General features: G+C 46.2%; 18 protein-coding genes. 9 read left to right on the plus strand and 9 right to left on the minus strand.

Annotation, left to right across the window (positions count from 1 at the left end):
• Positions 1 to 11: 11 nt before the first annotated feature.
• The 4 genes from ACFFUV_RS06425 to ACFFUV_RS06440 all read right to left on the minus strand — a co-directional run bounded on the left by ACFFUV_RS06425 (position 12) and on the right by ACFFUV_RS06440 (position 2,942).
• Complete coding sequence (locus ACFFUV_RS06425; RefSeq protein ID WP_390190581.1) at positions 12 to 1,013, minus strand: ArsJ-associated glyceraldehyde-3-phosphate dehydrogenase; 1,002 nt, start codon at positions 1,011 to 1,013, stop codon at positions 12 to 14.
• A gap of 10 nt (positions 1,014 to 1,023) precedes the next feature.
• The gene (locus ACFFUV_RS06430) at positions 1,024 to 1,365 is read right to left on the minus strand and encodes a metalloregulator ArsR/SmtB family transcription factor (protein WP_390190582.1); all 342 of its coding nucleotides are present in this window, start codon (positions 1,363 to 1,365) and stop codon (positions 1,024 to 1,026) included.
• A 158-nt stretch (positions 1,366 to 1,523) separates the two neighbouring features.
• The gene (gene arsB, locus ACFFUV_RS06435; protein ID WP_390190583.1) at positions 1,524 to 2,588 is read right to left on the minus strand and encodes an ACR3 family arsenite efflux transporter; all 1,065 of its coding nucleotides are present in this window, start codon (positions 2,586 to 2,588) and stop codon (positions 1,524 to 1,526) included.
• A 36-nt stretch (positions 2,589 to 2,624) separates the two neighbouring features.
• On the minus strand, positions 2,625 to 2,942 hold the full coding sequence (locus ACFFUV_RS06440; protein ID WP_390190584.1) for a metalloregulator ArsR/SmtB family transcription factor: 318 nt from the start codon (positions 2,940 to 2,942) through the stop codon (positions 2,625 to 2,627).
• A gap of 484 nt (positions 2,943 to 3,426) precedes the next feature.
• On the opposite strand from ACFFUV_RS06440, the gene ACFFUV_RS06445 reads away from it, so the two are divergent.
• A complete protein-coding gene (locus tag ACFFUV_RS06445) occupies positions 3,427 to 5,466 on the plus strand; it encodes a hypothetical protein (protein WP_390190586.1) in 2,040 nt (679 codons plus the stop codon).
• A gap of 72 nt (positions 5,467 to 5,538) precedes the next feature.
• On the opposite strand, the gene ACFFUV_RS06450 is transcribed toward ACFFUV_RS06445, so the two are convergent.
• Entirely contained in the window at positions 5,539 to 6,942 is a 1,404-nt protein-coding gene (locus ACFFUV_RS06450; protein WP_390190587.1) for a DEAD/DEAH box helicase, read from the minus strand.
• A gap of 257 nt (positions 6,943 to 7,199) precedes the next feature.
• On the opposite strand from ACFFUV_RS06450, the gene ACFFUV_RS06455 reads away from it, so the two are divergent.
• The 3 genes from ACFFUV_RS06455 to ACFFUV_RS06465 all read left to right on the plus strand — a co-directional run bounded on the left by ACFFUV_RS06455 (position 7,200) and on the right by ACFFUV_RS06465 (position 13,043).
• On the plus strand, positions 7,200 to 7,856 hold the full coding sequence (locus ACFFUV_RS06455; RefSeq protein ID WP_390190589.1) for an SDR family oxidoreductase: 657 nt from the start codon (positions 7,200 to 7,202) through the stop codon (positions 7,854 to 7,856).
• Between the two features lie 485 nt (positions 7,857 to 8,341).
• Complete coding sequence (katG, locus tag ACFFUV_RS06460; protein ID WP_390190591.1) at positions 8,342 to 10,516, plus strand: catalase/peroxidase HPI; 2,175 nt, start codon at positions 8,342 to 8,344, stop codon at positions 10,514 to 10,516.
• A 295-nt stretch (positions 10,517 to 10,811) separates the two neighbouring features.
• Positions 10,812 to 13,043, plus strand: a complete 2,232-nt coding sequence (locus tag ACFFUV_RS06465; RefSeq protein WP_390190592.1) for a phosphatase PAP2 family protein — start codon at positions 10,812 to 10,814, stop codon at positions 13,041 to 13,043.
• 33 nt (positions 13,044 to 13,076) lie between these two features.
• Here the strand turns inward: ACFFUV_RS06465 and ACFFUV_RS06470 are convergent, their stop codons facing one another.
• Positions 13,077 to 14,255, minus strand: a complete 1,179-nt coding sequence (locus tag ACFFUV_RS06470) for a benzoate/H(+) symporter BenE family transporter (protein WP_390190594.1) — start codon at positions 14,253 to 14,255, stop codon at positions 13,077 to 13,079.
• 124 nt (positions 14,256 to 14,379) lie between these two features.
• Here ACFFUV_RS06470 and ACFFUV_RS06475 point away from each other — a divergent pair, with 124 nt between their 5' ends.
• The gene (locus ACFFUV_RS06475; RefSeq protein ID WP_390190596.1) at positions 14,380 to 14,949 is read left to right on the plus strand and encodes a helix-turn-helix domain-containing protein; all 570 of its coding nucleotides are present in this window, start codon (positions 14,380 to 14,382) and stop codon (positions 14,947 to 14,949) included.
• Here the strand turns inward: ACFFUV_RS06475 and ACFFUV_RS06480 are convergent.
• The 3 genes from ACFFUV_RS06480 to ACFFUV_RS06490 form a co-directional block, all read right to left on the minus strand.
• Positions 14,939 to 16,351: a hypothetical protein gene (locus tag ACFFUV_RS06480; RefSeq protein WP_390190597.1), complete on the minus strand. Its 1,413-nt coding sequence runs from the start codon at positions 16,349 to 16,351 to the stop codon at positions 14,939 to 14,941. The two genes, ACFFUV_RS06475 and ACFFUV_RS06480, sit on opposite strands and share 11 nt — an antisense overlap.
• Positions 16,352 to 16,730: 379 nt before the next feature.
• Positions 16,731 to 17,702, minus strand: a complete 972-nt coding sequence (gene glk / locus ACFFUV_RS06485) for a glucokinase (protein ID WP_390190599.1) — start codon at positions 17,700 to 17,702, stop codon at positions 16,731 to 16,733.
• A 229-nt stretch (positions 17,703 to 17,931) separates the two neighbouring features.
• Entirely contained in the window at positions 17,932 to 18,918 is a 987-nt protein-coding gene (locus ACFFUV_RS06490; RefSeq protein WP_390190600.1) for a LacI family DNA-binding transcriptional regulator, read from the minus strand.
• A gap of 237 nt (positions 18,919 to 19,155) precedes the next feature.
• Here ACFFUV_RS06490 and ACFFUV_RS06495 point away from each other — a divergent pair, with 237 nt between their 5' ends.
• The 4 genes from ACFFUV_RS06495 to ACFFUV_RS06510 all read left to right on the plus strand — a co-directional run bounded on the left by ACFFUV_RS06495 (position 19,156) and on the right by ACFFUV_RS06510 (position 23,551).
• Positions 19,156 to 20,292, plus strand: coding sequence for a Gfo/Idh/MocA family protein (locus ACFFUV_RS06495; protein WP_390190601.1), 1,137 nt, complete (start codon positions 19,156 to 19,158; stop codon positions 20,290 to 20,292).
• 58 nt (positions 20,293 to 20,350) lie between these two features.
• Positions 20,351 to 21,595 (plus strand): MFS transporter, encoded by a 1,245-nt coding sequence (locus tag ACFFUV_RS06500; protein WP_390190603.1) that lies wholly within the window; start codon positions 20,351 to 20,353, stop codon positions 21,593 to 21,595.
• 32 nt (positions 21,596 to 21,627) lie between these two features.
• Positions 21,628 to 22,680: a sugar phosphate isomerase/epimerase family protein gene (locus tag ACFFUV_RS06505; protein WP_390190605.1), complete on the plus strand. Its 1,053-nt coding sequence runs from the start codon at positions 21,628 to 21,630 to the stop codon at positions 22,678 to 22,680.
• A 133-nt stretch (positions 22,681 to 22,813) separates the two neighbouring features.
• Positions 22,814 to 23,551, plus strand: coding sequence for a sugar phosphate isomerase/epimerase family protein (locus ACFFUV_RS06510; RefSeq protein WP_390190606.1), 738 nt, complete (start codon positions 22,814 to 22,816; stop codon positions 23,549 to 23,551).
• Positions 23,552 to 23,667: the final 116 nt, after the last annotated feature.

Consider the following 23,667-nt stretch of genomic DNA (forward strand, 5'->3'; position numbering starts at 1 on the left):
ATCTTGTTCTCCTAAGCTAAACCGACTTGACGAACCAGCTCTGCAGTACGTGTTGCGTACCCCATCTCATTGTCATACCAAGCATAAATTTTCACCATACGCTTTCCGACCACCATGGTTGATAACGCATCAACAATCGTCGAACGTTGGTCTCCGCGATAATCGATAGAAACAAGCGGACGGCTTTCAAACCCCAAAATCCCTTTGAGTTCATTCTCCGACGCTTCTTTCAAAAGCTGATTAACTTCCTCAGCGGTCGTATCACGTTTGACATCAAAAATGATGTCAGTGAGTGAGGCATTGGCAAGAGGGACTCGAACGGCGTGTCCATTAATTCGGTCTTTCAAGTCTGGGAAGATTTCGACGATCGCTTTGGCAGACCCCGTTGTTGTCGGAATTAAACTCATCCCACAAGCTCGAGCGCGTCGAAGATCTTTATGTGGCGCATCCAAAATTGTCTGAGTATTTGTTAAGTCATGGATAGTCGTAAACGAAGACTGTTCGATACCCAGTTTTTCGTGGATAACCTTAACCACAGGTGCAATGCAATTTGTAGTACAGGAGGCTGCCGTCACAATTTTATGTGTTGCAGAGTCAAAAATATGATCATTCACTCCCACGACGATATTGGCAATGCCCGGTTCTTTCACTGGCGCTGAGACCACTACTCGCTTAACGCCCTGTGCAATATATTGGTTTAGAAATTCCGCCTTACGATGAACGCCCGTGGCTTCAATCACCACATCACAGCCGGACCAATCAACATCCGCAATCGCCTTTTCTTGGGTCGTACGCAGAGATTTGCCATCAACCAGGATTTGGTTCTCACTGGCACTGACCGCGTGATGCCAACGCCCCTGAACCGAGTCAAACTCTAGCAAATGAGCTAATGTCTGAGCGTCACCAGCCACATCATTAATTTGTACAAATTCTATTTCTGGCCAATCAAATGCCGCGCGAAGCGCCAAACGACCAATACGACCAAAACCATTTATTCCGACTTTAATAGGCATAATTTTTCCTTTAAACACAACACTGCGGCCGTGACGTCATAGCCGCCAAGCGCTGAATATCTTGTTGGTATTCTTGTTTTAAGCAGTTCGACTCAACCAACCCCTGAATCTGTTTACGCATCCAACCAGGTAGGTGCTCGGATAAGCGATAAAAAACCCATTGGCCTTGTCGAACATCCACCACCACCCCACTAGCTCGAAGCTGAGCGAGATGACGCGAAACCTTAGGCTGGCTAGTATCCAGTGCTTGCGTCAGCTCTCGAACACACACTTGATGTTCACGGGCGATCACTAATAAACAGCGCACGCGTGTTTCATCAGCCAGTAATTTAAAGAATTGGTGAGGTAACATAATCATCCTTATATATGGATATGCGTATATATTAAAAATAACGTGGATAAGGTCAATCCTAAAACTCAAATTGTCACAAAACTTTCATCTGTATCAGAGTTTTCTGAGGGCATAAAAAAAGCGGCAACCGCCGCTTTTTGTCTCGTCTCGTAACCTAATTATGAGTAATATTTTCGCTTCATTCTTAACGCTACATTCACCAGAGCAATCAACACCGGAACTTCAACTAACGGGCCAATAACACCAGCAAATGCTTGATCAGAGTTAAGCCCAAACACCGCTATCGAGACCGCAATCGCCAATTCAAAGTTATTGCCTGAAGAAGTAAAGGCAATCGATGCATTTTGTGCATAAGGAAGGCCCATTTTTTTACCAATAAAGAAACTCGCAAAGAACATCAACATAAAATAAATGATCAGCGGCACAGCAATACGCAATACATCAAACGGCAGTTGTATAATCATCTCCCCTTTCAGGCTGAACATCAGCACAATGGTCGCTAAAAGCGCAATCAATGTGATCGGAGAAATAAAAGGGATGAACACATTGCTGTACCACTGCTCGCCTTTCATCGCGACCAACCATTTACGGCTCAAAAAGCCCGCCAAAAATGGAATCCCTAGGTAAATCAATACACTTTTCGCTATATCGATAATCGTGATATCGACTTCAAACCCCTGAAGACCAAAATAAGGCGGCAAAACAGTAATAAATAGCCATGCCATAAAGCTGTAGGTGATAATCTGAAACGCACTGTTGAGCGCAACTAAAGTCGCCCCATATTCTTTACTGCCTCCGCTAATATCATTCCATACCAAGACCATGGCAATACAGCGCGCCAATCCAATCAGTATCAAGCCAACCATATAGCCTGGTTGGTCGCGCAAAAATACGATCGCGAGAACAAACATTAAAACCGGCCCAACGAGCCAATTCATCACCAATGATAAAGTGATTGCCCGTTTGTCGCGCGTCACTTCACCAAGCAAGCTGTAATTCACTTTCGCCAGCGGTGGGTACATCATCAAAATCAGACCAATCGCCAAAGGTATATTTGTCGAGCCGACCGAAAGCTGTTCATTCCACTCCGCGACCTGGGGAAAAAGTACCCCAATACCGACGCCAAGCGCCATTGCCAGAAAGATCCACAAGGTTAGATTTCGATCGAGAAAACTCATTTTTTCGGCAGCGGTTTTCACTTCGCTGGATTGAGATGGATTCATAACGCTCTCTATTACATTCAGTGTTACCAATACTGGCTAGCAGTTTGAATTAGCCACCAACACCAGTTCTTGTTCTATCAGTTCAGGATGACCGGACACTGTCGCTTCAATGACAGTGAGCACCCAACTAGGCAAAGCGTCATTCAACTGATAATAAACCCATTTGCCGCGTCGGTCGGTGCTGACTAAGCCTGACTTTCGTAACTCGGCTAAATGACGGGAAACTTTGGGTTGGCTCAGCGTTAAACCATGCATGAGGTCACACACGCAAAGCTCTCGCTTTAGATAGATCAGCAACAGAGATTTGAGCCGGGTTTCATCAGCCATTGCCTTATAGACGGATAATGGGTTCATGGTTTTAACGTAGTTCAATATACATATATGGAAAATCATATATATGAAAAACCATATGTCAATGTCCCCCATCGCTGGGCTACTGCTGACATTTTCATCCGACGAGCCTTAATCGTAGAATTTATATTTTATAAATTAATTGGCTTTTCCCAGCCAATAAGCATGTTGTCTCTTATCACTTAGTGGCAAACAACGACTAGGCCCTTTGATCACGGTGCTGATAGTAAAATAACCAATTTATTACTTATAAATCAGTTATTTGATTATATAAACACAAAAGATCTACCCAATTTTTTGCATTTTAAAGGTAGTTAAACCGTCATTCTACTGATCCCAACTTCAATCATCTGGTCGAGAAAATACGCAGTATTATAAAAGTACCAAATCCTCTTATCCGTAAAGCCAGCATGGGTTTTCTATGGATATACTCCTCACACAACCCTGACAGTCATCTAACACTACTCGGACGAAAGAGGAACTTTCCATGACACAAATTATTGTCGGTAACAGCAATAGCAAAGGATACGGTTCGGCGGCTAAGCTGACCGTCAGAAACGGGACCGAACTTCCTGTCGACCAAGGCAGTTACTATGAGGAAGACGTTGTCGCTACGCACCTTTATAACTACACCAACCTTGAAATAGATAATCTCGCGGGTTGGGACTCTGAAGACATCAAAGAAGTCGCGATTAGAGACGGCGATTACGTCAGTTTGTCGGTAACGGATTTCGTCGATGTCGCTATTCTCGGTGGTAGTTACGACTATATACTGCTTAATCAAGCAAAACGCGCGACCATTGATCTTAGTGACGCCCAAGAAGGCATCAGCCTATTCGCTACCCCATATTCAAACAACGATCACTGGAGTAACCTTTATAACGTCACGATGGGGGCTGGCGATGATCATGTCGCATTTAGCATGGCTGCCAGTTCCGATCCTAGCTCCTCCAAATGGACCGAATTTAATGTCGACTTAGCGCTCGGTAATGACATCTTTGAATACGATTTAAATGAAGCCGCCAGCAGTGATCAGCAACGGTTTGTCGATGGTGGAGATGGATTCGATAGCTTAATCCTTAGCAGTGACAACTCAGATATTGATTTTGTTAACTTTGAATATATTGAGCTCGAGGAAGGTGAAACCTTAACGTTAACACAAACCGATTTGGAAAATAATGGCGCTTTAGACAATGGGCTAATCGTTAATGGGCAAGTCGCGTTAGATGAAGATTTTGACCTAACGAGCATGTCGATTAGAGAGCTCACCGACGTACAACGGGCACACATTGAACAGAGTGGCTATGACTCCAGCGAAATTGTGGCTGTCAACCTTTATACTGGTGATGATGCTTTTCCTTATTACGATGAACATGAGGGAGAATACACTCTTTTTATGAAAGAGTCGGATATTGATTATGCAAACTTCCATTTCCCTTACACCATCGATTACGCTAGTGGAATATGGGCTGATTATTTCTATCTAAAAGACTTTGGTCTTTGGGATTCTTACTATTTTGAAAGCACTCAATGGCTAGAGGTCTCGATCGACATGGGCAGCTCAGATGATCGTGCTTACTATGGGTTAGCTCATAGAGCCAATAATGATATTGAACGTATTATCGATGCTGGAGCGGGTATCGACGTGCTAAGGTTGGCGGATGACATAAATGGACTTGAATTCCAAAACTTTGAAAAAGTTTACAACATGACCAGCGAGACACTCATCTTAACAGAAGACACCTTAGCGAATAACAGTTCTTCAGGATGGTTGAGTATAATTGGCAAAGCAGAAGCAACCCCACAATTTGATCATGCAACTATTCATTTATTGGATCAGTACTCTCCCTTAGAGGGGCTATATGCCATCGATTATGGAGAATATGTCGGTGGCTACTATTATGATGATCCCAACGAATACTTAGATACTTTCACTGACCCAGTTGAACTTTCCCTAACGTACCAAGGAACTCAATATACGGTGTTGACTGAACTGAGTAATTTTGAATTTCATACAAACACCATCAACTATCGTCTTGATGCATCTTACGATGATTATTCCTACTATCGCTCCTTCGATTATCAGTTTTCTGAAGCAGATGACTACGTAAATTATAATGTATCGATTCAAGTATATGATGACATGAACTGGTTTAATTCCTTTCATTTTGTTCTTGATGGCGGAGAAGGCTTTGATACTGTTGCTTTCGAACTGTCTCCCGAATACCTAGACTTCAGCGATTTCGAATATATTGATGTGCAATTCGATGGTGACCTCAAGCTTGACCAGACACTGCTCGCTAATAATGCGTCAGCGGATGATGGCTTAATCGTTAACGGTAGCGTTGAGCTTTTAGAGGATATTCACGGCATATTCGTCGATGAACTCAGCAATGCGCAGCAAGCTTTATTCGACAATACCGATTTAGACAGCGATGACTTCGAGGCAGTGACCGTATTCTATGACGATGACAGCTACACGTTACTGATGGATGTTGACGATCTCGCCTATCACCTAGCGGCTTAAATAAGCGTTATTTTGTTGAACGCATAAAGCGAGCGTACTCCGTTCGCTTTATGTGTTTCATTAAAACATCGACTACTGAGCTTTTGGTACAGAGCGGCGACGACGTTGTCCATTTGGTTTTTTCACTCCAGTTTGACCGCCCTCTTTCGCGTGTGCTCGAGACGAATTACCACTGCCCTGCGGCTTTCGCCCTTGACGAGCGCCAGAAGATTTACGCGCCCCTGACTTCGATGCTTTCCCTTGAGAGTTCTCATGCGCAGCATTATCTGCTTTTGGTTTCTTCGGCTTTTTCGGTTTTTTAGGCTTAATAGGCCGCGTATCCAATTTTGACTCAGGAAGCGTGTTCGTTGGCTTGTAACCGTCGAGCTCTTCTCGCGGTAGCACCTGCTGAATTAAACGCTCAATGCCAAATAGATCTGCCGCTTCCGCCGCGCAGACCAACGAAATCGCTTTACCGACTTCTCCCGCACGGCCAGTACGCCCAATACGGTGCACATAATCTTCGGCTACATTCGGTAATTCATAGTTAACAACTTGAGGTAACTGTGGAATATCAATACCACGCGCAGCAATATCTGTTGCAACCAATACTCGAATCTCACCAGATTTAAAATTAGCGAGCGCTTTGGTTCGCGCCCCTTGGCTTTTGTTACCATGAATCGCCGCTGCGCTTAAGCCGTCGTCATTTAAATAGGTCGCAAGGCGGTTAGCGCCATGTTTAGTGCGCGTAAACACCAAAACTTGTCGCCAATCACCGTCTTTGATCAGCTTTGCCAGCATCGGCGCTTTCTTTTTTACATCGGCTGGATAAATACTTTGCTCGACGGTACGCGCAGTAGAGTTTGCTGGGCTAACTGAAATTTCAACTGGGTTATTAACCAAACCTTTTGCGAGCGCACGAATGTCATCAGAAAACGTGGCTGAAAATAACAGGTTTTGACGCTTTGCGGGTAGCAACTGTAATATTTTACGAATATCGCGAATAAAGCCCATATCCAGCATACGATCCGCTTCATCCAATACCAGCACCTCTAGTTGGTCAAATTTGACCGCATTTTGCTGATAGAGATCCATCAAACGTCCTGGCGTTGCCACTAGGATATCTGTGCCTTTGCGTAAACGTAGCATCTGAGGATTAATTTTTACGCCACCGAACACCACAGCGTTAGACAAACGTAGATGGCGGCTATACAGCTCAACGTTTTCTTGAATTTGCGCCGCCAATTCACGTGTCGGCGTAAGAATTAACGCCCTCACCTGATTACCACGAACGCGAGGGCCGTGGCTGAGGCGCTCAAGAATTGGCAGAGTAAAGCCTGCGGTTTTTCCCGTCCCAGTCTGAGCTGCAGCCATGACATCCTTGCCGTCTAACACTGCAGGTATGGCCTGCGCTTGAATGGGGGACGGTGTGTCGTACCCTTTTTCTTGAATAGCTTTAAGGATTGGAGCAGAAAGACCTAAGGAGGTAAAACCCATATTTGATTCTCAGTAAAATGAATAAAAGTGTCCTCACGCCACCGATCGCCGCGCGGGAAAAAGCCCGCTATTCTGAAGCTTTTGTGGTCAGCAAGCAACCGCTATTTATTCACATGAAAAAATAACCGCCAAAATAAAAATAGATTCTTTCGCCTGCCCATTTGTACTTTTCTTATATCAAAATTTTGTCAAGCCCTTGATTGTAGAACTCACAGATGCAAGGTTAGTAGTAACAACACACATCAGGAGGTATTGAAATGAGTAATGTATTCATTGTTGGTGGCGCAGGTAAAGTGGGGAAACGCTTAACAGCAGAACTGGTCAAACGTAACCACCAAGTAAAAACGCTATATCGAAATCCTGAACAAACCCAAGAATTAGAGAGCCTAGGGGCGCAACCTGTTTTTGGTAACCTAACCGAACTTGAAGAGACAGAACTGGCAGAAAAATTTGCAGGGATTGATGCGGTTGTTTTCAGTGCTGGCGCTGGGGGCAAAGGCGGTGAGGAAATGACCAATGCGATCGATGGTCGAGGCCTTGAGCTTAGTGTTGACGCGGCAATGAAAGCAGGAGTCAAACGCTTTATGTTGGTTTCAGCATTTCCCGAATCAGGACGCGGACGCCAAATTTCTGAAACCTTTGAAAACTATATGAAAGTGAAAAAAGCGGCAGACGTGTACCTCGCCCACTCGTCACTGGATTGGATTATTCTGCGACCTGGCACGTTAAGTGATGATGCCGGCAAAGGCCGAGTGAATCTCGGTTTGGCAATTCCTTATGGCGTTGTGAGCCGCGATGATGTGGCGTTATGCCTAGCTGAGATAATTGATAAACCCTCAGTACATCATTTGATTTTGGAACTGACTTCCGGTGACACCCCGGTGTCTGATGCGGTTTCCCAATTTGCTCATTAATCACATCGCTCAACTTGGCAGCTTATTAGGTAAGCTGCCAAACTCTATGAGCTTCTAACTGGCTTGCGAAGAAATCATTGCTTACAGCCATTCTTGCCTTTGCCTGCATTCACTCAAGCATTGTATTTTAAATACGTATCAACCTAAAAAATCCACCGTTAAAACACTCACAACACTCTATTTACAATTTCAGTTTAAACACGATATTAATCAACTGGTCTGAAATTGTTAAAAAATCCGATCAATTGATTAGAGTATTAATTAATAAGTGAAAGCCCATATTCATTATTTTTTGATAGGCACCTGCAATCAATACAATAGCTTAAAACAGTGTGAGCAAAGTTAACTTCTCGCCTAAACTTCATTTCAAATCATAGGCAGTAATCTAGTCTATATTTCTAGTCAAAATGCATAGCAAAGACAACGTGTTAAATAGTTGTTAACAATGAGACAAATACCTCGAAATGTAGGAAAGGAGTTAGAACATGGCAAATCAAGACAATCACTCTGGAGGCAAATGCCCTGTCATGCATGGCAGTATGACCTCGTCTGATCAGTCGGTTATGGATTGGTGGCCAAAAGCCCTGAATCTCGACATCCTGCACCAACATGATTCCAAAACGAATCCCTTTGGCGCTGACTTCAACTATCATCAAGAGCTAAAAAAGCTGGATGTTGAAGCGCTAAAAAATGATCTAAAAGCCCTGATGACCGACAGCCAAGAATGGTGGCCTGCGGACTGGGGACATTATGGTGGCTTAATGATCCGCATGGCTTGGCACTCAGCGGGCAGCTATCGTACTGCTGATGGTCGCGGGGGCGGCTCAACAGGCAACCAACGTTTTGCTCCACTTAACTCTTGGCCTGACAACGCCAACCTAGATAAAGCTCGTCGTCTGCTTTGGCCTATCAAACGTAAGTATGGCAATAAAATTAGCTGGGCTGACTTGATGATCCTAGCAGGTAACATGGCTTATGAATCGATGGGACTGAAAACCTTTGGATTCGCGTTTGGACGTGAAGATATTTGGCACCCAGAAAAAGACACCTATTGGGGCTCAGAAAAAGAGTGGTTGGCGCCAAGCGGCAGCGAAGGCACGCGTTATTCAGGTAAGCGTGATTTAGAAAACCCTCTGGCAGCGGTAATGATGGGCTTAATTTATGTTAACCCTGAAGGTGTTGACGGCAATCCTGACCCATTGAAAACCGCGGCTGACATGCGTGAAACCTTTGCACGTATGGCGATGAATGATGAAGAAACCGTCGCTCTAACGGCTGGCGGCCATACTGTGGGCAAAACTCATGGTAACGGTGACGCATCGGAAGTTGGCCCTGATCCAGAAGCCGCTGATCTCGATGAACAAGGCCTTGGTTGGAATAATCATAAGTCTCGAGGCATTGGTCGAGACACTGTGACCAGTGGATTAGAAGGTGCGTGGACAACCCACCCAACACAATGGGATGGTGGTTTCTTTAAAATGCTGCTTGAACATGAATGGGAATTGAAAAAAAGCCCAGCAGGTGCTTGGCAGTGGGAACCTGTCGATATTGCTGAGCAAGATAAACCCGTGGATGTCGAAGATGACTCGATTCGTCATAACCCAATGATGACCGATGCAGACATGGCGCTCAAAGTCGACCCTGAATACCGTAAAATTGCCGAGCGTTTTTATAAAGATCAGGCCTATTTTGAAGATGTGTTCGCTCGCGCTTGGCTTAAACTTACCCACCGCGATTTAGGCCCTAAATCTCGCTATGTTGGCCCTGATGTTCCAGCTGAAGATTTGATTTGGCAAGACCCTGTCCCAGCAGGTCGCAGCGACTACGATGTATCGGCGGTTAAAGCCAAAATTGCTGCCAGTGGCTTAAGCCCTGCCGATATGATTTCGACGGCTTGGGACAGTGCACGTACATTCCGTCAGTCCGATGCTCGCGGCGGTGCCAACGGAGCTCGCATTCGACTAGCTCCACAAAGGGATTGGCAAGGAAACGAACCTGAGCGTCTAAACCGAATTCTGAGTGTTCTCGAAAAGATTGCCGCAGAAGAAAATATCAGTGTCGCCGATACCATTGTTCTCGCTGGTAACTTTGGGGTTGAGCAAGCTGCCAAAGCTGCAGGTGTCACTGTAGACGTGCCTTTTGCTCCTGGACGTGGTGATGCAACTCAAGAGCAAACTGACGTTGATTCATTTGATGTTCTTGAACCTCTTGCTGACGGCTTCCGTAACTGGCAAAAAGCGCATTACACCGTTAAGCCAGAAGAAATGCTGCTCGACCGCGCACAATTAATGGGGCTAACCGCTCCAGAAATGACGGTACTGATTGGTGGCATGCGTGTACTAGGCACCAACCACGGCGGCAGTACGCATGGCGTATTTACGGACCGCGTGGGGACCTTGAGCAATGACTTCTTCGTTAATTTAACCGACATGATGTACACCTGGAAGCCAACAGGCCGCAACAGTTATGACATCTGTGACCGCAAAACTGGCGAAGCCAAGTGGACCGCGACTCGTGTTGACCTTGTGTTTGGTTCGAACTCGATTTTACGTGCTTACGCGGAAGTGTATGCACAAGACGACAACCAAGAGAAATTTGTACATGATTTCGTCGCTGCTTGGACAAAAGTGATGAACGCGGATCGCTTTGATATTGCCTAAGTCTCTCTCTTATCCTTAAATCAAAAGCCTTTGTTCGTTGTGAGCAAAGGCTTTTTTGCGCTCGACACTCTTACTTTAAAAAGGGGCTCAATCAGCCTCATTGTAATTTCAATCAACAGTATGAAACCTAAATCATAAAGTTGTTTAAAAACAATGAGTAATATTTTTGTGACATCAGAAAAGCTTCATTTAGCTGTCACGTAAGCGTCACGCTCGGTTGCTAATTTCCTGCCCTCACTCACCTGTGCTCAACGCCACAGGATTGTTAACACTGAGGTAAGGAAACTCACACGTTATGACACACTCACCCCACTTGCGTACGTTTACGCTCACCACGTTAACCCTCGCCCTTTTGACCGCTTGCAATAGCGAAGACACCATTGAGCAGCCGACCTTACCCCAAGGGCTTGGTTATCAGCAGCAGGTACCAAAACCTGAAATCTCTGGAGCTACTGTGGTTGACGGCGACATTCCGGTGACCAACTTCAAGGGAAATATCGTTGCCTACAATGAGCAAGTAAACCCTATCTTGCAAATTCTTAGTGGGTTCAATGCTATTTGGTCGGTGGGAGATGCCACTTGGTCCAGTACAGGTTCCAATACCGCAGCGATCGCTGACGGATACGAAACCTATACTGGCATCAGTGGAGGGGCGACCAACAGTACCAACCTAGCACTACAGCTTCATTTTGGTGGTGAAACCACCTTAGACAGTGAGATTTGGCACTACAATTTTGACTACGTTAATACACTTACTCGCCCAGGACAGACTTCACCGGATGTCGACCGTAGCCGTCAGACTGAACAAGTCTTCGCCTATCTTGATGACCAGCGCCAAAAAGGCTTTAGTATCACGTCTGGGCTCGGCGCATTGGCCAATGACTACCGAACTGGGGCCAATGCTCACTCGCCCTATTCCACCAACCAAGATGGGACCGAGGTTTTGGTCGATGGTCAGCCCATTGATATCTTCGACGCCAATCACTTAATGAATGATGATTTAGGCTCAGGGGGCAGCAACTATGGCCAGCATGGCTATGAGCTTGATAATGTGGTGGCTCTACTGGACATTATTCGTGACTTTGGGGCTTCAACTGAAGCGCCGAAATACCATTTTGAATCTCCAAGACCATGGCGCATTGAACAAGACTACTCAGTAGCAAGTTTTAGCGATATCAATGACGTAACCCAACTCGACTGCCACAATCTTGATGGTTCGTCTTCGGCGAAGTTTTATGATTTTCCTCAGCAACCTCTGGTTTCGCCGATTATTGGTTTACGCTGTGCAGGACGCACGCTCTACACCGACAATGGCGATGGCTCCTTTAGCTCGAATTATTCAGCCAGCGACGGCGACAACTGGGTGTCGGGCCGTGCTAAAGATGGTGGTTTTCCCAGCGGTCATACCACTGAAGCGGTCGACCGCGGTTTAGGACTGGCGTATGCCATACCACAACGCTTTGCAGAGATGGCGGCGCGCGCGGTTGACCTTGGCACCAACCGCATTGTTGCAGGCATGCACTCGCCTTTAGATGTGATTGGCGGGCGCATTATGGGCACCGCGGTCACTGCTGCTGCGCTAAATGCCAACCCCGATGTTGCGAACTCGGCTGTCGAGCAAGCTTATGATTACTTCTTTGACAAGGCTCAACAGCAAGGGTTTAGTGACGTAAACAGCTATGCACACAGTGATGTCTCTGAGCTCGAAGCTCAGCGCTACGTTGACCATGATGCGATGAAAGCACGCTATCGCAACGCGCTAACCTACGGATTTAAACCTTTAGCCGAGCCCAGTGTGGCGCCACAAGTGCCCAAAGGCGCAGAGATTTTAATCGCTTCACGCTTTCCCTATCTCGATGATGCACAGCGCCGAGCGGTTTTGGCAACGACCGAGATTGATTCCAATTATCCGGTGATTAACCAGTCTCGTGGCTGGGGACGCCTTGACTTAGTGATGGCTGCTGATGGCTATGGCGCGTTTAATGGCGATGTCTTTGTCGATATGGACGCAAACCAAGGCGGATTTTCAGCCCGCGATGAGTGGCGTAACGACATTCGTGGTCAAGGCTTACTGACTAAGCGAGGCAGTGGGCAGTTGACGCTATCGGGAGACAACAGTTACCAAGGTGGGACAATTATTGAAGGTGGCGAATTGGTCGCTGGATCAACACATGCGCTCGGAGACGGCACGGTTTATCTGCAAGATGGACAATTGACCATTGATAACACATCGTCTGGTTCTGCCGTCACCGTTGCTGATTACGTTCAGCAGTCAGGCATCTTAGCATTGAATGTAGATAATAATGCCTCACTGCAAGCAGAAAATCGTATCTATCTGAATGGAGGGTCGCTGCAATTGCGTGTTCCAACCCTTAGTGCACAGACAAGCTATTCTATCCTTTCAGCGCGTTTCTTAACGGGTGAGTTTACCTCGGTCAGCGCCACTGACGTACAGGGTAATTCCTATGATGTGAGCGTGTCATATACGGATACCGGGGTTACTGCGACAATCACCCCTCAGCGTTAACCACTCTTTGGAGCCCAGATGGGCTCCTATTTCTTAAAGTGTCGACCTAGAGCGTGTCAGGCTGCGCGTCACTTGTAAATACACGAGGCCAATCAGCAGCCCCCACAACGTAGCGCTGACGCCAGCGAAATTGACACCAGAAAGAGTGACGAGAAATGTCAGTAGTGCCGGCTCTCGGTAATCAACATCATGAAACGCCGTCTGCAGACACATCATTAAGGTACCAAGCAGCGCCAGCCCTGCAAGAATATGAGATACTTGTTGCGGCAAAGCCAAAAACAGTGCGACAACCGTTGATGCAAACACGCCCGCAATTAGGTAAAAGACACCCGCCCAAATCGCAGCGCGATAACGCTGTTGTTTATCGCTATCCACCGCTTCATTCATACAAATTGCTGCAGAAATCGCCGCAAGGTTGACACTGAAGCCACCAAACGGAGCAAACAAAATATTACACAGTCCTGTTCCGGTCAGCAGTGGCTTGACGGCAACATCGTAACGATAACTCTTCATCATCGCCACCCCAGGTAAGTTTTGCGATAGCATAGTAATCACATATAGAGGCAGCGCTAAGTTAATCACTGCCGATAAATCTATATGCGCAGGAAACCATTGCGGAGTTGCTATCGATACGGAAAACACAGGCTGAGAAAAACTGCCGACTGACGCGGCGCACACCACACCAACAATCAGCAAGGTCAACATCGCGTAGCGCGGAATCAAATGCTTAGCAATCAAATAACTCACCAGCATGGCTGTGAAAATGACCGGACTCGTCGCTAAGGGTTCAAAAGCACGAAGACAAAAAGGCAGCAGAATAGCGCCTAACATCGCGGTGCCAAGCTGCGCAGGAATTCGTTCTATCGCTCGGCTTAGAGGTGATATTAACCCCGTAATTACAATCATCAGCCCACACACCATAAAGGCGCCTATCGCTTCATTTAAGCTGTAATCACCAACCGCAGTGACCAGCATCGCTGCCCCAGGTGTCGACCACGCAGTTAACACTGGCTTTTTAAACCACCATGAAAAGCCGATTGAGCTCACCCCCATGGCCAGCCCCAGAGCCAGTAACCAGCCCTCAATCTGACTTGGCGAAGCACCTGCGGCACTGGCCGCTTGGATAATAATCACCACGGAACTGGTGTATCCCACCAATACAGCGGTAAAGCCCGCCGAAATGTGACCAAGATTAAAGAGCGATTTAAGCATGGTTTGTCCTTAACTGTGTTATCATCCTTGTGCGTCATAACGCACAACCAGCAGACTAGCACTGTGCGTTATAACGCACAAGAAACATTTAGGCTATTGAGCAAACAAAATTCGGGAGTTTTCCGTGGCGGATGAGTCGGTATTCAAAATACAAATCGCTAATCATTTAAAAGCGCAGCGTCAGAAGAAAGGATTAAGCCTTGATGCAACGGCGAGATTAACCGGGGTTTCCAAAGCAATGCTTGGTCAAATAGAGCGTCAAGAATCCAGCCCTACTATCTCCATTTTATGGAAGATTGCCAGCGGCTTAGACACTTCATTCTCGGCGTTTTTTGCCGCCCAGCCCGAGTTGCTATCCAGTGAGACCACCTTCCCTGACGATCCTAACATGCAGGTGAAAACCTTGTTCCCTTATCAGGCGGACAGCGGGATAGAAATGTTTGAAATTACCTTAACTCAACACCACCAGCAGCACTCGTCTGCCCATATCACCGGAGTGATTGAACATATTGTGGTGCTAGAGGGTGAACTTAAACTCTACTTTGATCAGCAGTGGCATCATTTAAAGGCAGGCGAACGACTACGCTTCTTTGCCGATCAAGAGCATCGATATGAAGCCGCCTCGAAGACGGCTGTCTTTCAGAATATTATTTGTTATCCGTCGTCGAGATTATCAGGCCAAACTAAACCGTGACGCCGTAACTGAAATCTTCATTATTCATCAGCAGTGTATAACTTGAATCATCAATCGTCAGTACCAATTCAGACATGTTGTCATCATAATGCCCAACGTCTTCAAGCCACTGTTGCTCAGCGCTGCTCAATTCATTCACTTGTAAATCGTCTATAGCATCACTAAAGTTCACTTGCCCATTGACGATCAAACCAAGCTCTGAGCCGTTACTGGCTAAGGTTTGTGTCGTAAACTCAAGTTCGCCAGCGTACTCGACGTATTCAAAATTACTAAATTCAAGGACTTGTGGATCTTGTTCTATCAGCAACTGATCAAAATCCCCTTGCTGCTCACCACCATCAAGGTAATGGTGCACATACTGCGCTGCATCGCTTGGATCTTCATACCAGCTGACTTCAAGATCATAGACGAAGGTATCGTCATCACTGCCAAGCTCAAGGTTAAACTCGCGATCTTGGTCTATCGTGCCAGATTCACGGTAAATCACATTATCACTGGCTATGTCGAGTTTATCTGTATCCAAAAGCAGGGTATAACTCTTTTCCCCTATGGTCAGGGTCACCAATGATGGATGAACACCCTGCGTACTGGCATTAGGCGTATATTCATGATTGGCGGTTGCATAGAAATATTGGTCGATCGCTTCAATGGCGTCATCACTGAGTGAGCTAACTTGCATGGTATCGACCTCAGAGGTCACCGCAACATTGCCGTTAACCACTAACCCACCCCAGCTCTGCGCAACGTTATTCGCCAGCACGTTGTTATCGATAAACAATGTGTTGTCAAACGTTTCAACGTATTCGATGTTACTAAAGCTCAGATCGTCAGAGTCACCCTGCAACTTAAGGACATCCCAACCACTTCCACCATCGACAGAGCGTACTTGCTGCGAGTTTGCACTTGGGTCAATGTCATAGACAAACACATCATCCCCTGCCGCCAAATCCACCACGAACTCAGTCCACTGTGAAGTTGTACTGTCGTAATCACTGTGCCAACCGTCTTCCAACCCCGTAAACCCTCGTGTAAAGGTCAACACATTTGCAGAGTCATCCCCTTGCACATCGAACATATTACTCCACGCACCACCATTGCTGTACGGCGTAATAAACGTCAGCTCATGGGCTTCAATATCACCACGTTTGGCATAATTAAGGTATAAACGGTCGTAGTCGCCCGATACCGTAACATCAACAAAATTATCCACGTAAACATACGTACTGTCAGAATTGACTGTGATATTTTTATAACCTGACTGATTCCATTCACCTTCATTACGAATGACTAAACTAAAATCATCGACCATTTCATAAAGATTACCGTTGTCAAAATATGCACTGCCAGAAGTAAAAACAGGAATATCCCTAGGGTCTTGAGTCCCAATAATTATTTGATCCATCTTCTTCTCTCATTTTGTGAGTTAATTACTGACTGTAAAGCCATTGAATAATTATATGAATCTTAGAAACAATTACCGTCTAGTAAATAGGAAGAATGTAATTTTGACCTCAGGCAAACCCAAAAATCTCAATAACAATATGGAGTTATGATTACGTCATTTCTATATCAATAAAAAAGGTGAGTTTAAAAATTAAAAGTACGTCGTTATGTATCGGATGGAAATTAATTTTTCCGATGTATATTAAATACATAAAAATCATATTTTAGCGCGATAATATAGTGATAGATTTATTATTTATTTTGTGTTTAAAAAATTAAGCCGCTTTAAAAGCGGCTTACATTATATTTAACAAATACTTAATTATATGAACTAAAAACTATGAAACCGTATAGCCTAAAGTTTGACGTAAATAGGTTCCCGCGCCCAATAAACCCGGTTCGTTTCCGGAAATTAAATACACAGGGATCTGCTGTAAGTAATCTTTAAATCGACCTTTATCTTCAAAAGCAGCGCGAAAACCAGATTTAAGGAAAAACTCTTTAAAGCGAGGAACAATGCCACCGGCGATATATACTCCACCAAATGCTCCTGTCGTCAGCGCCAAATTGCCACCAAATCGGCCCATTAACACGCAAAACAATTGCAATGTACGCTCACAATCTTTACATGTGTGATTTAACGCCTGCTCGGTAATCTGTTTCGGTTCGAGATCTTGCGGTTGGTTACCCGCATAGGTCGCAATAAACTGATAAATATTGACAAGCCCTTGCCCAGACAAGCAGCGCTCTGCTGATACACGACCAAATTTTTCACGTAAATGAACCAATAGCGCGTCTTCTTCAGGTGTGCATGTCGGTAAATCCACATGCCCTCCCTCACCGGGAATGCTATGCCATAGACCACCACCATGAATCAGTTGTGCCACACCAAGCCCTGTTCCGGCACCATACACAGCAACAGGTTTATTGGCTTGAGGTTCACCACCGCCAATTTGTAAACACTCATCAATTGGCAACACTGGAATCGCGAGCGAGACCGCCGTGAAGTCATTAATAACCTCTAGCGCTTCAAACCCAAGATTCGCTTTGAGTTCACTGATCGAAAATTCCCATGTGTGGTTAGTCATCGATACCCAATCTTCGGTAACCGGGCAAGCAATCGCGATACACGCAGTATTAATAGGCTCACTGCTATTTGAACAGTAGTCGCGAATCACGGCTTCGAGTGAATCGTACTCGGCACCAGAGTACGTCTTAGCCTCACTCAGTGCGCCGGTTTGTAAATCACACAATGCGAGACGAGCGTTCGTCCCTCCGATATCCCCAACCAAAGCAAATTGATTTGGCATTTCTCCTCCTGTAAGACGCGCTCGACTGCGTCGATCTTAAAATAAAATAAGCGATTAAACAGAAATATAATGAATTCCAATTTGCTCGGCAACCTAATGTAACGAATGATGTAACGTTACATTAAGGCCATCACAAAACACAAAGAAATCATATTCACCGAACTCTCCCTATAGCATAGCGATAAGTTCAGTGAATAAGTTGAGAATTGACGCAGCTTATTGATTAATGTTACGCGGAGTGACGAACAATAAGTGAATGGTGAATAATTTTAGAAGACACCGCTTTGCCGTCCATGCGCTGAACCAGCATTTTCATCGCCGCTTGGCCCATTTCAAACGTCGGTTGTTGGATGGTGGTCAACGACGGTTCAAACATATCCGATAGAGGAATGTCATCAAAACCAATGACCGCGACATCGTTGGGCACACTTTTTCCCATACGAAAAACCGCTTTCATAACACCAATCGCCAGTGTATCCGATACTGAGAAAATCGCGGTTGGCGGCGAGGTTAACGTCATCAAACGGCGGGCGGCTAATTCACCCAACGGATAATCAATGCCCCCCATCGATTGGATATACCCCTCTTCAATCGGTAAGCCTGCGCTTTCCATGGCACTAATATACCCTTCTCGACGCTGCTGAGCGTAAATATAACGCTCGTCTGAATTGACCAACCCGATGCGCTTGTGACCTTTCGACACCAGATACAAAACCGCATCTTTCGCCGCCTGTTTATGGTCAATACTGACGTAGCCGACTTGCGAACCAGGCACATATTCGGAACATGCCACCCAAGGCAAATGGACAATGCGCTCAGGCAATTCAAGCTGCGCCATCATAGGATCCAGGCTAATAACGCCCGCGACCTGCTTCTCATCCAGCATATCTAGGTACTTCAGCTCAACCCAGCTCGTTCCTTGGGTATTGGTCAAGATCACCGAGTAATTATACTCACGGGCAGCCGCTTCAATGCCATTTACAATGCCGCTGTAAAATGGGTTTTCGATATTAGGCACCAACACCATAATCAACTTGGTGCCATTTAGACGCATCACGGGATTACTTTCTGGTAACTGATATCCCAAGGCTTTGATTGCGTTTTGAACTTTTTCTCTGGTTTGGGGGCGAATCGACTGACTGTCATTCAGTACTCGAGACACAGTGGCCGTGGAGACACCGGCATATTTGGCCACATCGGCGACAGATGGACGCATGAATTCGCTTTCACCTCTTCAACTAACAATGAAACGAATGTAACACGGATTTCATAGACACTCTACTTTTGGCCTTGATTTATCGACTGTGATCCAACTCTCACTGTGTATTTGGATTGTGATTGAGGGCATAAAACACACCTAAAGATCTGGTTTTATAGTTCCTTCCTGTCAGATTTTGCCCTACCGTATGTAACACAATGTAATGTTACATCAATATACAAAACGGAGCAGACTATGAAGCGATCAAGTCTTAATGCAGTCATCATCGGAACCGGCATGATTGCCAACGTGCACTTCCGATCTCTACAAGCGGCTGGCGTCAATGTACTTGGACTGGTCGATGCCAATCCTACTCGCGCTGCCGAGATCGCAGAGCAATGGGGCGTTCAAGTTTTCGACGACTTAGACCAAGCACTGGCCAGTGAGCAAGTGGACGTCGTACACGTCTGCACACCAAATATCTTTCATTTTGAAATGGCCAAAAAAGCGCTTAACGCTAATAAACATGTGATTTGTGAGAAACCTCTGGCCACCAAGCTCGAAGATGCGTTGGAACTGCAAGCACTCGCCGCAGAGAAAAACTGCGTTACGGGCGTACCTTTCGTCTACCGCTATCACCCGATGGTGCGTGAAGCACGTGCTCGTATTCAAAGTGGCGAAATCGGCCTACTTCATCTGATTCATGGCAGCTACCTGCAAGATTGGCTGTTGGACCAAAGTGATAACAACTGGCGCGTCGATCCAAAACAAGGTGGCGCTTCACGTGCCTTTGCTGACATTGGTAGTCACTGGTGCGATCTCATGGAGTGGGTGACTGGTGAGCGCTTTACCGACTTAACCAGCCATTTCCACACAGCGCAAAAAGAGCGTTCGACTAACGCAACCGAAACCTTTAGCGATAAAGCGGGCGCTACGGAAGAAAGCAACGAACGCGCGGCTGTCACCACCGAAGATATTGCCAACTTACTGCTGATTACAGATAAAAACACACCAGCGACACTGACCGTCAGCCAAGTCTCGGCAGGACGCAAAAACCGCCTGTGGTTTGAAATCGATGGCAGTAATAACAGCGTGGAATTTGATCAAGAAAATCCTGAGAAACTTTGGGTCAGCACACGAGAAGCTCGCACTATGCTGGTTCGCGACCCGACCCAAGGTAGCGCTGAGCAAAAACGGCTATCGCTCACCCCTGCAGGCCACGCCCAAGGGTACAGCCACTGTTTTGACGCATTTATGCGCGATTTTTACGACACGATTTTAGGCGGCAATCCGCAAGGATTACCCACCTTTGATGATGGAGCTCGTGCTGCGAAATTGATCGACGCTGCACTGACTTCAACCAGGGAGAAGCGCTGGATATCGATTGATTAACTGATACACACCGTTTCGTGAAACATCCCTACATTAAAAAAACGATATGGATAATATTATGAACAATAACAAATTCATTCTGCCACGCCTTCGCGCCATGATGTTTTTACAATTCTTCATCTGGGGCGCTTGGTACACGTCTATTGCGGTTTATATGTCTCAAGTCGGTATGAGTGACTTGACGCACTGGCCGTACACAGTAAACCCACTGGCCGCAGTCATTGCGCCATTCTTTATTGGTTTAATTGCCGATAAGTACTTTTCAACCCAAAAAGTACTCGGGGTGCTGCACCTGATTGGAGCTGTATTCCTATTTATTGCGCCGCACACCATAGAAAATCCAACGCTGTTTATTGTCATGCTACTGGCCTATAACTTGGCCTACATGCCAACACTTGGCTTGTCTAACTCACTGGCGTTTCGCAACATTGATGACCAAGAGAAACAATTCCCGACCATTCGTGTGTTTGGCACCATCGGTTGGATTGTTGCAGGTCTGTTTATCAGTTTCGGCCTAGGTGGCATGTTCGATGTCGCGGCAGAACAAACCGCCATGCCACTTTACACCGCCGCCACGGCGAGTGCGATTTTGGGCATCTACAGCTTTATGTTGCCGGACACCAAGCCCGCTTCATCGAGCAAGAAAACCACCTTTAGTGAAATTTCCGGTTTGAATGTATTGAAAGAGCTAGCAAGCCCTGCGTTCTTTGTGTTCATTTTGGCCTCATTCCTTATCTGTATTCCATTAGCGGCTTACTATAACTTCACTCAGTTGTTCCTAAGTTCTATGGAAATGGACAATATCGCTGGAATTCAAACACTTGGTCAGTTTTCTGAACTGCTATTTATGCTATTGATGCCGTTATTCTTCCGCCGTTTGGGTGTGAAGTGGATGTTGGTTGTCGGCATGCTTGCATGGGTACTGCGTTACGCCCTATTTGCGATGAGCGCACCCGATTCCGTCATGTGGATGATCATGATTGGTATCGCTTTGCATGGTGTTTGCTACGACTTCTTCTTTGTCACTGGGCAAATCTACATCGACAAACAGTGTGATGACAGCAACCGTGGTCAAGCTCAAGGTCTCTTAGTGTTAGTCACTTACGGTATTGGTATGTTGGTTGGTGCTCAGGTCGCCGGCATGGTTTATAACCAGTTCCTTCAAGGCAGCACTCATTTAACGGCAGAGAACTGGGCGAGTTTCTGGTGGTTACCCGCAATGTTCGCAGGCGGAGTCGCTCTGCTGTTCATTCTATTTTTCAGAGAGAAACGTAGCCCAGCTACACAACAAGCTAGCGCTTAACTTTTTTCACAATTTTCGGTAGGTAAGTCATTATGAATCAAATTCAAGGACCCGCTATTTTCCTCGCTCAGTTTATTTCCGACGAGGCGCCTTTTAACACATTGGAAGGCCTTGCTAATTGGGCGTCGAAAAAGGGCTATAAAGCAGTACAAATGCCCACTCTTAACCCAGAAATCTTTGACTTAGAACGCGCCGCCAATGACGTGGATTATTGTCAGCAGTTTCAAGCAACACTTGCCAACTTTGGCCTAGAGCTCAGTGAATTGTCGACACATATTCAAGGCCAATTGGTGGCGGTTCACCCAGCTTACGATGAGTTGATGGATCAATTTGCACCCTCTGAGGTGCAAGGCGATTCTCAAGCGCGTACCGTGTGGGCAACCGAGCAACTTAAGCTCGCGGCGAAAGCGTCAGCAAACTTAGGTCTCACTGCCCATGCGACCTTCTCTGGTTCGCTGTTGTGGCCTTATGTTTATCCATGGCCACAGCGTCCACCCCGCTTAGTTGAAGATGGTTTTGCAGAGCTTGCGGCTCGTTGGAAACCGATTCTTGATGAATTTGAACGCTGCGGCGTTGATGTCTGTTATGAACTCCACCCGGGCGAAGATTTGTTCGATGGGCGCAGTTTTGAACGCTTTTTAGAAAGCGTCAATCACCATCCTCGAGCCAATATTCTTTATGATCCAAGCCATATGCTATTGCAAGGCATGGATTATCTCGGGTTTATTGACCGTTACCACCATCGAATCAAGGCCTTTCATGTTAAGGATGCAGAGTTTCGACCTAGCGCGTCGCAAGGCGTATACAGCGGCTATTCCAGTTGGGTAGACCGTGCTGGGCGATTCCGCTCTCTGGGCGATGGACAAATTGATTTTGTCCAGATTTTCAGTAAATTAACGCAGTATGGCTTTCAAGGCTGGGCAGTGCTCGAATGGGAATGCTGCCTGAAAGATTCCGATCAAGGTGCCACTGAAGGCGCGGAATTTATTCAGCGTCACCTCATAAATAAAACACAAAAAGCATTTGATGATTTTGCCTCAGGCACTCAGCAAGGCGACCTAAACCGCCGCTTGCTTGGCCTGTAAACGGAGACTAAACATGTTCAAACTAAAAAATTGGGTTAAAGCCGGTGCACTCACTCTAGGCGTTATGGCAACGGCTGTGGTTAGTGCTCACCCAAAACACGACCATCACCAGCAAGAAAACATCGCTGTTTAGATGTACACCTTGCGCGATCAAGGTAGCCTAGAAGAGCAATTTGCGATGGCTCAGCGCGCAGGCTTTCATGCTGTGGAATTGGTCGGTACGCACGATGTTGACAGTTATGAACTCAACCGCCTACTCAACGAGTACGACCTCGATGCGATGGCGGCACACGTTCAACTTGAAGCGTTACGTAATGATCTCCAAACCGTGATCACTTTCAACAAAGCGGTCGATAATGACGTCATCATTATGCCTTGGCTACCAGCAGAAGAACGTCCAGATTCAGCTCGCGGCTGGCGTGAACTTGGTCAAGAGTTAGACCAGATCGGTCAAACACTGCGCCGCAATGGCATGACCTTGGCGTACCACAACCACGATTTTGAGATGAAGAAGTTCCATGGCAAAACAGCCCTTGAATGGATTATCAGTGCCTCGCACGCACGTAACCTGAAAATTGAATTGGATGCCGCATGGGTATCTCGTGGTGGGCAAGACCCAGCGCAATTTATCAAGAAGCTGCGCCACCGTTTATTCAGTATCCACGTGAAAGATAACTCGGGTATTGGTACTCACGATGATGAGCGTAACTTTACTGTTGTGGGTGACGGCATTATGGCTTGGGATGAAGTCCTTCCAGCCGCTGAGCGCGCTCATGCCCGTTGGTTTGTGGTTGAGCACGACCAACCCGCAGATGCCGAAGCGATCATCACCAAAGCAAATCAATATCTTAAAGATCACCTTCGTCGCTAAACGCCGTTTTATCACTATGCTTAAAGGGTGGAGTTTCCACCCTTTTTTATGCTCAATACTTTCTCACTCTCTAGGCTTACCCGGTTCCATTCTGGAACCTCAGGCTGAGATGACCG

The organism is Vibrio olivae, assembly GCF_042428525.1.
Classification (GTDB): Bacteria; Pseudomonadota; Gammaproteobacteria; order Enterobacterales; family Vibrionaceae; genus Vibrio; species Vibrio olivae.

What these genes read in the sequence shown, in the direction of transcription:
- ACFFUV_RS06425 (WP_390190581.1), bottom strand. Translation starts at nt 1,013, where the DNA reads ATGCCTATTAAAGTCGGAATAAATGGTTTTGGTCGTATTGGTCGTTTG.
- ACFFUV_RS06430 (WP_390190582.1), bottom strand. Translation starts at nt 1,365, where the DNA reads ATGTTACCTCACCAATTCTTTAAATTACTGGCTGATGAAACACGCGTG.
- arsB (WP_390190583.1), bottom strand. Translation starts at nt 2,588, where the DNA reads ATGAATCCATCTCAATCCAGCGAAGTGAAAACCGCTGCCGAAAAAATG.
- ACFFUV_RS06440 (WP_390190584.1), bottom strand. Translation starts at nt 2,942, where the DNA reads ATGAACCCATTATCCGTCTATAAGGCAATGGCTGATGAAACCCGGCTC.
- ACFFUV_RS06445 (WP_390190586.1), top strand. Translation starts at nt 3,427, where the DNA reads ATGACACAAATTATTGTCGGTAACAGCAATAGCAAAGGATACGGTTCG.
- ACFFUV_RS06450 (WP_390190587.1), bottom strand. Translation starts at nt 6,942, where the DNA reads ATGGGTTTTACCTCCTTAGGTCTTTCTGCTCCAATCCTTAAAGCTATT.
- ACFFUV_RS06455 (WP_390190589.1), top strand. Translation starts at nt 7,200, where the DNA reads ATGAGTAATGTATTCATTGTTGGTGGCGCAGGTAAAGTGGGGAAACGC.
- katG (WP_390190591.1), top strand. Translation starts at nt 8,342, where the DNA reads ATGGCAAATCAAGACAATCACTCTGGAGGCAAATGCCCTGTCATGCAT.
- ACFFUV_RS06465 (WP_390190592.1), top strand. Translation starts at nt 10,812, where the DNA reads ATGACACACTCACCCCACTTGCGTACGTTTACGCTCACCACGTTAACC.
- ACFFUV_RS06470 (WP_390190594.1), bottom strand. Translation starts at nt 14,255, where the DNA reads ATGCTTAAATCGCTCTTTAATCTTGGTCACATTTCGGCGGGCTTTACC.
- ACFFUV_RS06480 (WP_390190597.1), bottom strand. Translation starts at nt 16,351, where the DNA reads ATGGATCAAATAATTATTGGGACTCAAGACCCTAGGGATATTCCTGTT.
- glk (WP_390190599.1), bottom strand. Translation starts at nt 17,702, where the DNA reads ATGCCAAATCAATTTGCTTTGGTTGGGGATATCGGAGGGACGAACGCT.
- ACFFUV_RS06490 (WP_390190600.1), bottom strand. Translation starts at nt 18,918, where the DNA reads ATGCGTCCATCTGTCGCCGATGTGGCCAAATATGCCGGTGTCTCCACG.
- ACFFUV_RS06495 (WP_390190601.1), top strand. Translation starts at nt 19,156, where the DNA reads ATGAAGCGATCAAGTCTTAATGCAGTCATCATCGGAACCGGCATGATT.
- ACFFUV_RS06500 (WP_390190603.1), top strand. Translation starts at nt 20,351, where the DNA reads ATGAACAATAACAAATTCATTCTGCCACGCCTTCGCGCCATGATGTTT.
- ACFFUV_RS06505 (WP_390190605.1), top strand. Translation starts at nt 21,628, where the DNA reads ATGAATCAAATTCAAGGACCCGCTATTTTCCTCGCTCAGTTTATTTCC.
- ACFFUV_RS06510 (WP_390190606.1), top strand. Translation starts at nt 22,814, where the DNA reads ATGTACACCTTGCGCGATCAAGGTAGCCTAGAAGAGCAATTTGCGATG.